This window comes from Dyadobacter sp. HNCC25DJ184 (genome assembly GCF_056895215.1).
This window is the reverse complement of record NZ_JBXHAQ010000003.1, coordinates 151,698-167,224: the sequence shown is the minus strand read 5'-3', so window position 1 is coordinate 167,224 and position 15,527 is coordinate 151,698. Positions and strand designations below refer to the sequence as shown.

Annotated in this window: 8 protein-coding genes; 1 reads left to right on the top strand and 7 read right to left on the bottom strand. The window is 44.4% G+C overall.

All coding sequences use genetic code 11. The annotated features are described in order from the left end of the window. Nucleotides 1–111: 111 nt before the first annotated feature. The 4 genes from AC1XUD_RS05800 to AC1XUD_RS05785 all read right to left on the bottom strand — a co-directional run bounded on the left by AC1XUD_RS05800 (nt 112) and on the right by AC1XUD_RS05785 (nt 7,394). The gene (locus AC1XUD_RS05800; RefSeq protein WP_483360021.1) at nt 112–1,041 is read right to left on the bottom strand and encodes an RraA family protein; all 930 of its coding nucleotides are present in this window, start codon (nt 1,039–1,041) and stop codon (nt 112–114) included. A 42-nt stretch (nt 1,042–1,083) separates the two neighbouring features. Then, nucleotides 1,084–2,634: a SusD/RagB family nutrient-binding outer membrane lipoprotein gene (locus AC1XUD_RS05795; RefSeq protein WP_483360020.1), complete on the bottom strand. Its 1,551-nt coding sequence runs from the start codon at nt 2,632–2,634 to the stop codon at nt 1,084–1,086. 18 nt (nt 2,635–2,652) lie between these two features. Beyond that, nucleotides 2,653–6,111: a SusC/RagA family TonB-linked outer membrane protein gene (locus AC1XUD_RS05790; RefSeq protein WP_483360019.1), complete on the bottom strand. Its 3,459-nt coding sequence runs from the start codon at nt 6,109–6,111 to the stop codon at nt 2,653–2,655. 170 nt (nt 6,112–6,281) lie between these two features. Beyond that, nucleotides 6,282–7,394: a FecR family protein gene (locus AC1XUD_RS05785; RefSeq protein WP_483360018.1), complete on the bottom strand. Its 1,113-nt coding sequence runs from the start codon at nt 7,392–7,394 to the stop codon at nt 6,282–6,284. Between the two features lie 543 nt (nt 7,395–7,937). On the opposite strand from AC1XUD_RS05785, the gene AC1XUD_RS05780 reads away from it, so the two are divergent. Beyond that, entirely contained in the window at nt 7,938–10,532 is a 2,595-nt protein-coding gene (locus tag AC1XUD_RS05780; protein ID WP_483360017.1) for a T9SS type A sorting domain-containing protein, read from the top strand. A 422-nt stretch (nt 10,533–10,954) separates the two neighbouring features. On the opposite strand, the gene AC1XUD_RS05775 is transcribed toward AC1XUD_RS05780, so the two are convergent. From AC1XUD_RS05775 to AC1XUD_RS05765, 3 genes are all read right to left on the bottom strand, one after another. Continuing rightward, entirely contained in the window at nt 10,955–11,566 is a 612-nt protein-coding gene (locus AC1XUD_RS05775; protein ID WP_483360016.1) for an RNA polymerase sigma factor, read from the bottom strand. A gap of 153 nt (nt 11,567–11,719) precedes the next feature. Continuing rightward, entirely contained in the window at nt 11,720–13,717 is a 1,998-nt protein-coding gene (locus AC1XUD_RS05770; RefSeq protein WP_483360015.1) for a plastocyanin/azurin family copper-binding protein, read from the bottom strand. A gap of 45 nt (nt 13,718–13,762) precedes the next feature. Next, complete coding sequence (locus AC1XUD_RS05765) at nt 13,763–15,490, bottom strand: family 16 glycoside hydrolase (RefSeq protein ID WP_483360014.1); 1,728 nt, start codon at nt 15,488–15,490, stop codon at nt 13,763–13,765. Nucleotides 15,491–15,527 lie beyond the last annotated feature (37 nt).

Sequence of the window (15,527 nt, the reverse complement as noted above, 5' to 3'; positions counted from 1 at the left end):
TGAAGAAAGGATATGATAAATTTGGCAGTCTTCCAATTCTACAAACTTACCTTACGGGCTCTGCATCAGAAGTGAATTTTAAACCAAAAGCTAACTCCTGACAGCTGATAGCTAATAATTTCTGTCTTTCAAATAGTCATCCAATTCCTTTTTGGTCATTGGCAGTTTGCCAGGGTAGTTATTCACCCAGTTCAGGAAATCCTTTTGGATAGCTTCTGACCATTTGGTGTCGATCTCTCCTGGAGTATATTTCCCTTCCTTCAAACGCAGATGCCCAAACTGATCGCGGAGTGCGGTTACCTCAGACGTTAGTACAAGTTCTTCCGCCAGATGAGCAGGAATGAAAATAGTACCGTATTTTTTGGCAAGAACCACATCACCCGGCAAAACCACCGCACGACCAATCCGGATCGGATAATTTATGGTGGAGAGCATCATTTGCTGGATGTAGGAAGGATCCGATCCTTTGATCCACGCATTGAAACCTTTGATCTGGCTGAGGCCTTCCACATCGCGCACTGAACCGTAAAAGATGACGCCACGTTTGGATTTGGCATATATCGAATTGCCCAGGTTGTCACCGATTAGCGTACCGTCCGCGATTTTTCCATATCCGTCCGCAACATATATATCGCCCTCCTTCAACACGTCAATAGGCCAGGAGTTGGTACCGCCGGCTTGAACGCGCCCTTCTTTTTTACCAGTTTCTTTAATAAAATCTTGATAATCAGGACGCGATGGAAGGTATTGCGCTGTAACTACCCGGCCGGTCATGGAGCTGTCGTTATGAATGAGCTGCCAATCCCCTTCATATTGATTCTGATACCCTTTGTTTCGCAGAACACCCCATGCTTCTTCCATTGAGATATTTTTCAAACGCACTAAAATCGCGTCTGAAACTTTGGGTCGTCCGTCGGGAAATCTTTCACCTTTCCAGGCAGCCGTCAGGGCTTTTATCTGATCGGGGCTTGGAGAAATGGATTGGGCATTGGACATGATGGCCAGAAATAGCAGCGACCCGGTCAAAAGCTTTTTGATCATAGGATTAGGATTTAGATGATAATTTGGTTTTATGATATAAGACTACTTGTCCCAAAATATATGCGTCCCCAACTCGTCCGCTCCCGATCTGGCGACTGCCTCAGAATAATTGGCCGCATTGACCGACTTTTCACGAACCGGATATACTAACCGTCGGATGAAATCTTTCACAGATGGGTCTTGCGATGGGTAAGGATTTTTTTCCAGTGCAGGATATCCGCTGCGACGAAAATTGGCCCACGCTTCCGATCCATTCAGGAAGGATGAAATCCAATATTGGGTATTGATCTGCTCGAGAGCCGATGCGGGTTTGTATGGATTAAGCGTCAGATATGCCGACTGATCTCCTGCTGATATGGCTGCCCCAGGATCCACCTGCGCCATTTGGTCCATATGCGCTTTCACGCCCGCTTCGTAATATGCCTTTGCATCGCCGCTGATATACCCGCGAACCACAGCCTCGGCCAAAAGGAGAGCAGTTTGCGAATAGGTGATCAGGAACTCCGGCGCGTCGATTTTTCCCAGGGTCTTGCGGTTGATCTGCGAATATTTGAATGCTGCACCAATTTTGCCAGGGAATCCGGGTGCATTAGCAATCGTGGATTCATTGTATCCAAATGGCATACCTTCCTGATTAGCAGGTGTTTTGTCTTCGGCTCCGGCAGTGGCAACTGGGTTTGCAGGAATCTCATATTTCACCGAGATAGACATAAGCCTGGGGTCGGAAGTGCTTTTCAAATAGGAAACAAAAGGTGCGCCCAGATAGATGTTTGCGCGTTCAGTACCCTGGAAGAAGTTAGCCGTCGGATTGTTAAAAGTGCTGTTGAAGGCGATTAGAGCGTTATCAGAATTCGCCGTAAAAACACCCCCATTGGCCGGATCCGTGGCTTTTGCAACATATTGTTTAGCCCTAGCTTCGTCGATTTTTGTAAAACGCATGGCTGCTCTAAGTAGCAGTGAGTTACCCAGTTTTTTCCACTGACCAATATTTCCTTTGTAAAACAAATCGCCGGTTTCAATGGCTTTCGAGGCATCCAAAGCTTTCGTCGCTTCGTCCAGTTCCTTCAATATGTCATCGTAAATAAGCTTCTGATCATCATATTTCGGAAGATTGATCCCGTCGATATAGGCCTTTCCAGCGTCGAAATAAGGTACATCTCCGTACGTATCGACCAATACCATAAAGACATATGCCTTCCATATTCGCGCCATTTGGTAGAGATTGGCTCTTGCCGGTAAATCTTTCGTCGCAGTCAAAACTGTTGCTAACAGGTTTACGGGGCCGTTGATCTGCCCACCAACGGTGCCGACATACATCGCATTGAAATTGGCATTGCTGTTCGGGTCATATACAACATTGTGATTCCCGCCCTCAAGCACACCGGTATATGGGGTGCTGAGTTGTTGTACAATTTCCTGCTGGTAATTAAACGTTGCGAGGGCCGAACTGAACTGCGAATTGGAAAACAGATAGACTGGGTCCAGTGAAGTGGCCAGAACCGGATTTTTATTGACGTTTTCAAAGCCGTTGTCGCAAGATGTGGCGCAAGTGACTAAACAGATGGCGCTGAGGTATATAAGTATCTTTTTCATCGTTACATTCTGTTAAAATTAAAGCTTGATATTGACATTGAGCCCATAACTTCTCGTAGTGGGCAGCGTATGTGCCTCAATACCCTGAAGGTTATCCGAAGCAGATATTTGAGCCTCAGGATCGAGGTTGTCAATATGTTTTTTGATCAACCACACATTGTTCACCATCGCAGAAATGTTCAAGCCTTTGATAAATGATTTGTTCACAAATCGTGAAAGGTCATATCCCAACGATATCGTTCTCCAGCGAACGAAACCGCCGTTGTAGACGAACGGGGTAGCGATACCAGTACTGCGATAGGCTGTATAAAATTGCTGCGCCTCCACGCGTTTATCATTGGCGCTGCCATCGGCGTTGACTCCCGGAAACAACACACCGTCTTCGCGTCCAACCAGCGACTGTTGCGATAGTCCCTCGCGGAGGAAGTTCAGATTCGAGTTGGACAGGATTTTGTTTCCAGCTTTGAAGTCGATCTGAGTAGAGAGCCGTAAGCCTCTGTAATTAAAATGGTTGAGCCAGGCACCAACCCATGTTGGTATCGCACTTCCGAAAGTTGTCAGGTTACCTTGTTGTGGAAGGCCACCAGACGTTAGGATTCTGCCCTGGGCGTCGCGTTTGTAATCGAAGCCTCGTAGTGAAGCGAGTGGTTTTCCTTTTTCGTGAGAAACGGTTCCGAAAAATTCGCCGGTTCCTACATCAAAACGCTCTTGATTATTAGCCAGCTCGATCACCTTGCTGATATTATAACTGCCGTTGAAGCTGGTTTCCCATTGAAAACCGTCGGTGCGGACCGGCACTATCGATACTAACATTTCAATCCCTTTGTTCTGAAGTTTGCCAACATTTACCTTCGTCTGGCTAAATCCGGAAGTATTAGAAATATCAACATTCAGGATTTCGTCAACGGTGTTCTTTTTGTAAACTGACATATCAATATTGAATCGGCTGTCGAACATCTTCATTTCCAGACCCATTTCCACTTCCTTCACTTTCAACGGACGCAGGTTGGCATTCGGACTGATGGACCCGTTGATATACCCCAATGCTGTTCCGTTAAACGGATTGGCGTTGATCGCATAATAAAGGTTGTTTGAATACGGATCTGTATCGCCTCCAACTTCAGCATATGCCGCGCGCAACTTTCCGTAAGTCAGCCAGGCCGGTGTGCTTTTGAACGCCTGGCTAAACACAAAACTTCCGCTTACAGAAGGGTAGAGGTAGTTGTTGGAATTCGGATTGAGTGTCGAGAACCAGTCGTTCCGACCCGTGATATTCAGAAACAGGAAGTTTTTGTAAGACAATTCTGCCGCTCCGTAAATTGAGTTAACCTTCTTGCGGCTGTAGCTATATCCCGGATTTTTCACCTGTCCGTTTGCGATCGTGTAGAGATCTCTTACGTAGAAATTGGTGGCGGAAGCAAACTGATCGTCAGCTGTTTGTGTCATTTGGTTTCCTCCAAGCGTGACATCTATACCAAAATCTCCAAAGGTTTTGTTTGCCCCGATCAGTACATCCAGATTCAGCTCCCGGAAAGTTGATACGTCCTGATAATAGTATCCATTAAACCCAGTCGTCACGGCTCCAATCGATCGTGTTCCTGTTGGCCGGTTGTAATTATATGGGCGAGTATAGTAATCCTGACCGACCCGGCCTTGAACGTAAAGCCATTTGGTGAATTCGTACCGAACAGAAGTATTCCCGAAAATCCGGTCGCGTCTTACATTTTCAAACCGGTCGTACGCGACCCAGTAAGGGTTGTTACGGTTGGTGAAACGTGAAAGCGGCATTTCATTCCCGTTCGCATCTTTTCTGTTTTTCAACCAATCCACATCAATACTGGTAGCGAGCGTATATATTGTCGAATTGGCGCTCATATCCTGGATACCGATCTGAGGCGGATTATGGTTGTGCTCGTTGGAATAATTGGCGTTAAGTTGAACCGAAAGTTTCGGGGTAAACTTATAATTCAATCCCAGATTAATGATTTTTTTGTGGTAATCTGAATTGGGAATAATGCCGTTCGCGTCGGTATTGGCGAAAGAAAGCCTGAAATTTCCTTTTTCATTTCCACCTGACAGTGCTACGGAATTTGTGAAGCTTGTACCGGTTCTGTAAAATTTCCTGATACGGTCTTTGTGTGGCGAATATGGCTGAATTGAACCATCAAACTGTGGGGTAGGGGCTCCATCCATTTTCTCGCCGAATGCGAATACACCCGAACTTTGAGCTTCCGCAACTGTCGTCTGACGCTTTCCAAATTCTCCCTGGCCATATATATACTGAAAATCAGTGTAGTCCAACGCTTCCTGTGCCTGAAAATTGGAGTTGACTTCTACCCCGATTCCGGACGTTTTTGATCCACTTTTGGTAGTAATAATGATCGCACCATCCTTCGCTCGAAAGCCATAGAGTGCCGCTGCAGCCGCACCTTTCAACACGGTCATAGTCTCAATATCATCCTGATTGATACTCTGCAGACCATCGCCCTGATCGGAAGATCCACCCGTTGGGTTGCCGGTTCCATTTCCAGAAGAACTCCCTGCTGATATGCTGGAGTTATTGATCGGGATACCGTTGACAATGATCAATGGAGAGTTATTTCCTCCGAATGACGACTGACCCCTGATCCTGATTTTTGTAGAACCTCCTGGTCCTGAGGCCGGTGGAGTGACGTTCAGGCCTGCAACTTTTCCCTGAAGACTATTTCCCAGGTTGGTCGTTCTATTTGTAGCCAGTTCTTCCGTATTGACTGTGGCGGTGGAATATCCTAGTTTCTTAGCATCTTTTTTGATACCTAATGCAGTAACCACTACCATTTCAAGGTTTCTGACATCGGGTTTTAAGGACACACTTAGTTCTGATTTATTTCCAACTGTAACTTCTTGGGCGGTATAACCCACGTAGGAGAATATCAGAACGGCGTTGTCGTCCGGAACCGATAGTTCAAAATTACCATCCGAATTTGTGGCGGTACCCATTTTAGAGCTTTTGATCACGACACTAACGCCCGGGAGTCCTGCACCGTTTTCATCCGTAACTTTTCCAGTTACAGTTTTGTCGAGAAGAGGAGAGATCAGGATACTTTCTTCCTTGGCCTTTTCCGGTGTTTCAGTCGGTGATTTAGTCAGGATTACCTGTTTTCCTTCTATTTTGTAATTGATATTGGATGGTTTCAACAACAAATTGAGCACGTCACTCAAAGGTTTTTCGTCCAGATCAAGTGTTACTTTGTTCGCTGGCTGCAAAATCGCAGAATTGTATACAAATCTCAGCTGGGTTTGTTTATTGAGTCGGGAGAGAACGTTCTTGACTTCTTCGTTGGTAACATGAATTGTTACTTTCTGGCTCAGCAAATCCTGGCTATTGGATATGCCCGCATTAGATTGAATGTGAAATGCGAGCAAAAAAATGAAAGGGTATATCGATCGCTTTATCCACTCCGGCAGGTTTTTTGGTAAATGTTTACGTATTTTCATATGCTTGGTTGTTTTGTTCTATGTAATTTTTTTAGGCAAAAGCAATCCATATACTTCGGTGTTTATTGATGAAATGTTTTATATGTTTATTGGTAACTGGTTTCTGCGGGCAATAGGCAATGTTTTGATCATGTCATAGGCAAAGTAGTTTGGGGATGTAAGGTGAGTTATTAATTGCAGCCCTTGGTCTGGATAAGTATCTGTCCGTCAGTCATTTCGAATGAGGCACCTATAGCCTGGCAAATTACATTCAAACGCTGTTTGAGACTTTCCTCCTTAAACTGCGCATTGATGGCACAGCCTTGTAAGATTTTTGCATCGAAAGAGATATGGATTCCATACTGATTTTCCATCGACCGAAAGACTTCGGGAACTGCCATATCATCGAATATAACCTCCGGATTTTCCTGATATTCATTCAGTAACAGAGGGTTAATGATTTTTCCTTTCTCCAGTCGTTTTTCTTTTGTTTTGAAAACGACCTGCTGGTTGGGAGTAAGCACCACTCCACCACGTTGATCAACGCGTTCTTCATCATAGTCCTCTTTTGGATAGACAGACACCTTTCCGGTTTTTACGAGCACAGTATTATTATCATCTTTTTCGAAGGCTCGTACCCTGAAACTTGTACCTAATACCCGCACCACCGTAGCCGGGGTATATACCAAAAATGGTTTTGCTTTATTTTTGGCCACATCGAAAAACGCTTCACCTGACAGGCTTACGGCTCGATTATGCCCGTTGAATCGCCGTGGATAGGATATAGTACTGCCCTTTTTAAGGATGGCGATGGTCCCGTCACTTAGCAGAACCGTCATCTCTTTCTCCGAAGTATTGGTTTTTGAGACTATTTCTGAATAATAAGACGCATCCTCTTTGGATGAATGCTTATGTTGTCCGTCATTCAGGACAAGTGTCCAGCAAATGCCGCAAACGAGAACAATAGCGGCAGCAAATTTGTAGATGAATGGGAGATATTTGAAGCCCCGCCGGGCGCTTTTGCGCACTTTACTTTGCTCCGCCAATAGAACAATTTTCTCGATTTCCTGGTCATAGTTCGGTTCGACAGCTAAACGATCGTGTTCCGCTACAAAGGCCAGGACCAACGCTTTTGCTTGTTTTATCAGGTCACTTTTAGATGGATTTTCGCGTATCCAGTTTTCCCAGAAAATTGCATTTTTGCTGTCCGGGTTTAGAACCCAATCGCGAAAAAAGGCGTCTGCGGCAAATTCATGGAAGCCAAAATGCTGGTATTCGTCTGAATGCGGGTCGTTATGGGCCATACAAAGTTCTACAATTTTGATATCCCTTTTAGAAATCGGGATTTTGATAACTCTGATATGTATGTCGGTTCCAATGGCTCACATAACCAAAAAATATAATATTTTTTTTAAATATTACTGTTTCTAGTGTTCCCGAAGTATTTGATAATATGAATATTGATATTTTTTGTATGAAAATATCCCCAATATGCGCTATATGAGCGTTTTTTAAGTTGGCTATCTGTTTGTTGCTCAATGGATCGGTACATAGCGCCATTTTACTGTAGACTATGAAATACACTAATTATCAACGGTGCTTTGATAAAAATGTAGAATAAGTTATAGGTGCATTAAAATTGTGTCTATATTTACCAGGAAATTTTTCATCAATCATCAGCAAACCAGTAAATAGTATTTTTTAATGTCACTCCACAACTTCCTTCCTGACATTTCCTTTCTTTTTTACTATCGGCTACGTCAGGTCGTGATAAAATTGTTGTGAGTTTAAAAGGCTGTTCTGGCTGCTGAAATCAAAATTTAATTATTAACTAACAGACTAACGAGATGTTGAGATTTTTACAAAAGTTAGCTTATTGTAGTGCAGTTGTAGTAGGATTGATGGCGGCTAAAGCTGACGACGCTCTCAACGCACCAGTAGCAACGCAAGTAACGTGTGGAGGTGTAACCTGGACTCATGACGAGTTTCTTGGGAATTTCAATGGGCAGGCGGTTTATACGATCATCCAGGACAACAGGATTTATATCAGGTGGAACGGGAACAGCGATCCGACGAGGATTAATAAGGCTTTTGATAACATCGCCATTCTTGTGCACCTGGATACCAATCGTTTTCCGAATAATACTGAAGGAAATGCAATTGTAAATGGCTGCGTAAACACGATAGATCCGACTACGATGGGTAACAATTATCTCCAGCCGGCGGTAGACGGTGGCATTCCCTGTAACAATAAGTTAATTGGAAATGATGTTTTGTTGGGGACATATATTGGGGGAGATGGAGTAAAAACTTTCAATTATGCACTGATTGTGGATGGATTGCTGAGGGTTAATTTCCATCGCGAGGGCAACGACAGGAATTACAGCCAGCTTTCAATGGGGCTTATCGGAAGTATCCTCAACAACGAAAATGGCAGCTATCTGAACCCTAACCTTGGTTTTACGCTGAACCAGCTAGAATTTCAAAGTTGTTTTTGGGCAGATCCTCCCAAAGTTGCGACACCAGTCGGCTCCAACAACTGTACATCAGGACCAACCGTTGGAAGCGTAAGCAATGTCAGCACCACAGGCCTTCGTTTTGCATTTACTGGTAGTGGTGTGTCGACGATCAAATGGAGAATAAAATCAGCTGGGACCGAAGTGAGATCTGCCACAACCGGCACCATCAGCAGTTCTCCGGTGGATATAACTTATGCATCCCTTGCCAGCGGGACTTATACGCTCGAAATCGAAGGTGGAAACTGTACCTCTTCGGTCTCTTCCACTTCTTTCACAATACCTGGCAATGGTTGTGCCGCAGGACCAACTGTCGGCGCGGTTAGCAGCGTTACTCCAACTGGCCTGCGATTTGCATATACCGGAACCGGCGTAACAACGATCAAATGGAGAATAAAATCAAATGGTTCTGAGGTGCGGTCTGCAACGACCGGTACTTTGAGCGGTACGAACGTCGATATCACTTATGCGGCTCTTACAAACGGTAATTACACATTAGAAATCGAGGGTGGAAATTGCACTTCGTCAGTTTCATCAACAACCTTTACGGTAACGGGCGGTGCATGTGGAAGAGGGCCGACATTGGGTACGGTTAGCAACGTGAGCCAGACAGGATTGCGATTCCAGTTTGATGGAGATGGTGTCAATACGATTGACTGGCGGGTAAAATCAGGCGGGGATGTTGTCAGATCAGGTAATACAGGTCAGTTGAGTAGTGCTTTAGTGAACATTACCTTTACGTCACTAGCGGCTGGAAGTTATACTTTCGAAATTGAAGGCGGATCTTGTACTTCTACTGTTACCTCCGCTGCATTCACAATTACTTCCGGACCTTGCACAGGTGGGCCAACGATTTCATCTATTACAAGCATTACTGCCAGCAGCGCGTCGGTTACCTATGCCGGTACCAATATCACCAGCCTTATATGGAGAATTAAGAGCGGAAGCAACGTAGTCGCCAATGGAACCGCCGCTACTTCTTCAAATACTGCGGCGTTGACCTTCAATAGCTTGTCAAACGGAAATTATACATTGGAAATCGAAGGTGGCAGCTGTACTTCGTCTGTTAGCTCTCAGGCATTTACGATTGCGGTAACCGATACAAGACCAGCTTGCACCGTGGGGCCTAATTTGATGGGAATATATGACCCGACTTCAAAGGGCCTGACCTTTAATTTCTTCGGTCAGGACGTACCGTCAATTGATTGGAAGGTGAAGAGCGGAGCGAATGTATTACGTCAAAATCGGGTAAGCCTGGTAAATGACCGCCCTGCGATTACCTTCGATGAGCTTCCGGATGGGGAATATAACCTTGAAATTCAGGGTGGGGCTTGTAAGTCCACAACCAGCACGATGGCTTTCACAATCGTTGGAAGTGCGCTTCCGATCTATATCACTGGTTTTAAAGGCGTTTCTATGGAGAAAGGTATCGAACTTTCCTGGAATGTAGTTGATGAAAAAGACGGAGCAGGATTTGAGGTGATCAGATATGATGGTAACGCCAAAACACCTCAGGTTATCAGAAAAGTGGCTTTAACAGATAGCAGAATAGGCAAGTATTCAATTCTGGATGAAAATCCGGCACTTGGCTTTAACTACTACCAACTGAAAATGATTGACAAAGACGGTTCTTCGGAAAAAAGTAATATCGTTGCCGTTCGTTATGATCAGATTTTGGCATCATTAGTATCTCCCAATCCTGCAAGAGATTTTGTGAACATTGAATTTACATCCAGAGCAGCTGGAAAATGCACGATCGAAACTTACAACACTTCGGGCAAAAAACTACAGTCTGTCAATTCAGCAGTGAAATCAGGCAGAAATAAAGTCAACCTGAATATTTCCAGCTTTGCAGATGGGCACTATTTTGTGAAGGTATTGGTTGATGGAGAGGAAGTTAACCTCAGATTTGTGAAAAGTAAATAGTTTTAACTAACAATATTTTGGAATGAACGGCGCTTCGAAAGAGGCGCCGTTTTTCTTTATATCCAGCTGAATGCGAGATGAGCGATTAATTTTTGAGATTGCTTGCTAGTAATTGTCCAGCATTTCTAACCCTCTCAGGGTTATAGTAGTGCAGAAAATAATCTTTCTATAATAATATCACCTCTCCGTGGTTATCGATAGTCTCAAGAACTCACATTATTAGAGGTAAATGGCTCAAAGATGAAAAAAGCTACGACGCAATCTTAGAAAGTCTGAGGGACTGAAACTATTACAGCAAAATAGGCTGAGCAAAAAAACTTAACCACGAAGTGGTGGCATGGTCTCATCCCGAATTCCGATAGTTATATATTCCCATTAGCAGGCCCGAATTAGAGGGTAATAGAACTTGTATTGCCTGGAAACTATATCAAGCCAGAAATAACCAACAAAACCATATACTCCACCGCGTGCCAACAGTCTTTTATTTCCTTTAACGCTCGATAAATCAGATTTGCGATACTTTGTCTGCCGAGGCCCATAATATGCGCTATATCGTCATATTCGAGGTTTTGGTAAAATCTTAAGTAGACAATCTCCTGTTGACGTTTGGAAAGGCTGGAGATAATATGTTTGATTTTGCTTTTCTGGTGATTAAGCTCTTCGTCTTCAATGATGACCGATTCAATCGGAAAAGCGGCCTCTTCATGGTTGAATTCGGCTTCGGTTACATGTGTAATTCGTTTTAAACGAACACTTTCTTTTATAATCTTATGCCGCAGAGCCTTGAAAAGATACGACTTCACAAACGCAGTTTCGGAGAGAAAAGCCCGCCGTTCCCAAAGTTCGAGATACATTTCCTGAAGGCAGTCGCGGATGAGATCAGGATCGGATGAGAATTTTGTTCCGTAGTTATACAGAGCCCTGTAGTGAAGCTGGGCGAGTTGCCCCAAACTGGCTGAGTCGCCGGATTTGAATTTTTTCCACAGATCACCTTGGTTTTCAGTAGATTCAATATGATGGGAAGAGCGATTCAATTTGTGTGTATTGTTAGCGTGTAATTTTATCTTCTAATTTTCATATCGAAAGTTGAGTACAAACGTATTCTCCTTAATTAAACAGCACTATTAAGCGGAAACGGGAGGAGAAGAAACAGGCTGCTGTGAATCGCAGCAGCCTGTTGGGGATTATCATTTAATAACTTTCAGCTTACCTTGCATAAGCGTGTAGTGACCGGGGAAAGTACATACAAACTGGTATGTACCTGCCTGAGAAGGCGCAATGAAGTATATTGACTCGCTTTTCTCAGGTTCAACAATATTGGTATGGAACAGCACATTATCATTCTTGGGAACGTAGTTCATTTCTGAGCCTTTCAGACCCAAATTCAACCCTGCTTCACCAACAGCATTAGCCTGACCTGGTTTTGTAATGACCAGATTATGAAGCATATCATCATTGTTATTGAAAACAACTTTGATTTTGCTCCCGGCTTTAACCTGTATTTCCGAAATGTCAAATTTCAATCCTGGGACCGTTCCGATCGTAATCACCTGATCAGGGCCATTCGTCCAGCTTGCAGGCATATCCGTTACTCTTTTCGCAGATGGGGCAGTAGACGCCGGCGTCGATCCGGACATGGACGCATGCGCGCTATGATCTGCGGGCTCATTTTTAACAGTTGTAGTAAATTGACCACTGTTAGATAATGCGCCTTTTGCAATCTCGTTCAGGGTATAGTAGCCAGTTGGGTGAACAATTGACTCTCCGGTAACAGACTTTACACCTTCTGCCTTGATTTCATGGATATATCCTTTTTTCAATGCTGCGGGATCTACAACCAGCCTGACTTTTAACCCGTCTTCCGATACGATAATACCTTTTAAAGGAACTTCGGCAGTATTTACGATTGGGCTTCCATATGTATGGTGGTACTTGTACGTGAAGCTATTCAGTTTGTAAGAAGCACCATCGGCAGCGGTTTTCTTATCAATTGGGCTGGTAAAAGTAATATCAAAACCATCCGGAGTTGATCTGATATTCTTCATTTCAAATGGCGTTTTTCCAGTCCATACAAGACGTTGAAGACCGAATTCCTCCTTACCCGTTGCGGACCAGCCGCGGCTCGTTTGTCCCACGAATAACGATCCGTCTAATCCCCATTCCAGTCTCAATATCCCTGACATAAATCCCTCACGGAAGGCAAAAACGGCTCCCTGCCATACGCCATTCACCTTTTCCATATCAACACGGGTGATGATACTATGGCCTTGATCACCAACAAACATTTGTCCTTCAAAAGGTCCGAATGAGCCTTTTGTAACATCTTCTTTAAAATCCGATGTGGAAATACCCAGAATCGTATGCGGGAACCATATGGCTGGTGGTTTGATACCTGGAACTCTTTTAGAGACATCATAAATCGGCTCGCCTGTATCTGGAATATCCTGTGGTTTTAGTTTAACCGGAGAGCCCTCTTCGCCGCTCCAGCGCAATCCCGCTGGGTTTCCTGCAAAATCTCCTTTTTCAAGATTTGTCATTCTTCCCGAACCTACCCAGTCGCCCTGGTTTTCCGTGTAGAAAATATCGCCTTGATAGGATCCGAATCCGGATGGAGATCGAAGACCGGTAGCATATGGGGTGAGCTTGCCATCCTCGCCTAATTTCAACATCCAGCCTCTCCATTTCGACTGGCTGGCACCTTTACCGATCCAGTCCAGATTGAGGGTGACCAGCATTTCACCATTTGGCATTTTTACCGGGCCATATGAATATTGGTGGTAATTTCCGGAAAGAGGCCAACGGGCAAAAGAATCATATACATCCGCAACGCCATCATTATCAGTATCTTCCAAACGGGTAACTTCCCCACGTTGAGAAATCAAAAAGTCTTTACCTCGATAAAGTAACCCTAATGGTTCGTGCAAACCTGAAGCAAACCGCGAGAAGGATGGCTTTCCGTCTCCTTTCAGATAGGGATTTCCAATCATCCAGACTTCCCCACGACGCGTTGATGCGGCCACGCGACCATCTGGTAAAACGGCCAAGCCGCCTATTTCAAGCTTTACGTTTTCGGGAACCGGAATAGTGATAATCCGGTAATAGTCGTCTTCTGACTTGGTTTTGGTCTGTGCCATAACGGCCACTGACACAAGAGAAAAAAAAGTGGTAACTAGTATATTTTTCATTTAATTATTCATTTGGACATAGAGAAAAATAAGACAGAAAATGCTCTACCAGAACATCTTATAGCTTGTGCTGTTTGCAACTGGCAGAATCAGCTCCTGACCCTCGCCACCATTTCTCAATATGATCTTCGTCTTCTTGTCGACCTGAACGTAATACCGATTGTCGACCCGGTACAATCCTGCGGAAACCTCTGAGATATTCTTGCCGCTTGCTGCAAGTGCATATACATCTGACCCTACATTTCCTTCTGTATTGAAAGTTCTGGTGATGCCATCGTTGCCAGAAACGAGATGATCCGTTACCTTTCCTGAACCAATCCCGAAGGAGTATCCCGGATATCCCTGGCTATCAATCTTATAACCTAAATAATTGACATTGGCAGAATCTGGCCATGCTGTTTGCTGAGAACTTAGTTGAGCTATCGAGCTTTTCCCGGAAACCGGTATGGTTAAACCAGCGGGGAATAACAATTGAGGTTCGCCGCGCTCGTACCACATTTCAGTTACGTCTGCAAATTGTCCTCTCCAAGCCTGTAGCAATGCACCACGGTTCAGATCCATCGTATAACTCCAGCCATTTGGACTGCCAACAGATATACAATGTGTTCTTTTGTATTTCTCTCCATCCAGCAAAATAAATGAACGAATCATATCCGGCTTTTTGTCGGGCGAGGCAAGAATGGTAGGCTTCGGCTCGGGAGTTGGCAATGAAGAAAGCGTATGCAAGTCGTACGTTCTGATTCCGGCTTTTTCGACACGAAGCCCCAATGCCGGTTGTCTCCATGGAAAACGGGAATAATGAATTTTGAACGTATGTTTACCTTTTGATAAAGTGGCCATAGCCGAGTGCGATTCCTGCGAACTACTTTCTCCGGTATTCAACACGCCTTTACCGTCGATATCCAGGGTTAAAACCGGTCCTGAGTATATACTTGTAAAGAGATAGTCACCTGCTTCGTCCACGTTCATCGTGCCTTCATATACAAGGTGAAACTGGCGCATGCCTTTGTTTACTTCCTGGGTCAAAACAGGGGAGACGCCTTCGTGATCAAGTGTTGAATATTCCTTTGCATCCCACTGATCACTGTAAACTTTGTATTTCAAATCACTGATCTGAAGTGGTTTTTCGCTTGCAAGTAGCTGATATCCAATGTTTTTGAAAGCAATTGATCCTTTTGTGATTTCAAAAGCAATGGACTCGCCGCCAGCAGGCTGACTTTTTAAAGGAATATATACTGTTTCCAGCACGATCACTTTGTTTAAGGAGAGCCAGTTCAAACGACCTGTATTGGCTTTGTTTTCCACTTTTCCATCATATGCCAATTCCAGAGTTTGCCAAAGGCCCGGAGCTTTTGCGGCGTTCTGGATCGGGAATAGCTCCAAATATCCAGACGTGTTGGCATTGATCTGAGGCTGATTATAGCTGTCGGAGATATGAAGCTTCGATCCGCCCGGCAGAATGATATTGCCTTCTGCACCAGGCGATACCATGAATTCCAGTGCCAGCCGGAGATCAGTTGCTTTCAGTTTGGTGACAAGCTTGTCGCCGGCGTTTCCAACGATCACACCGCTTCCTGAGGTCAATTTTGCTTTCGAACCTGCAACCGGAGTCATGGACACGTCACCTTGAACGGACCAGTTGGCAGCTGTTTTTTCGAAAGAGGAAAGGTCTTTTAATTCGAGTTGGGAATAGTTTTTACTCCCTTCCTGGGCCATGACTGCCAGCGGACACGACAAGAGGAGCAAGGAGATTCTGTTGAACAATGGATGCATCTTAATAATAAGTGTATTGTTTACAATTAAAAAGCTA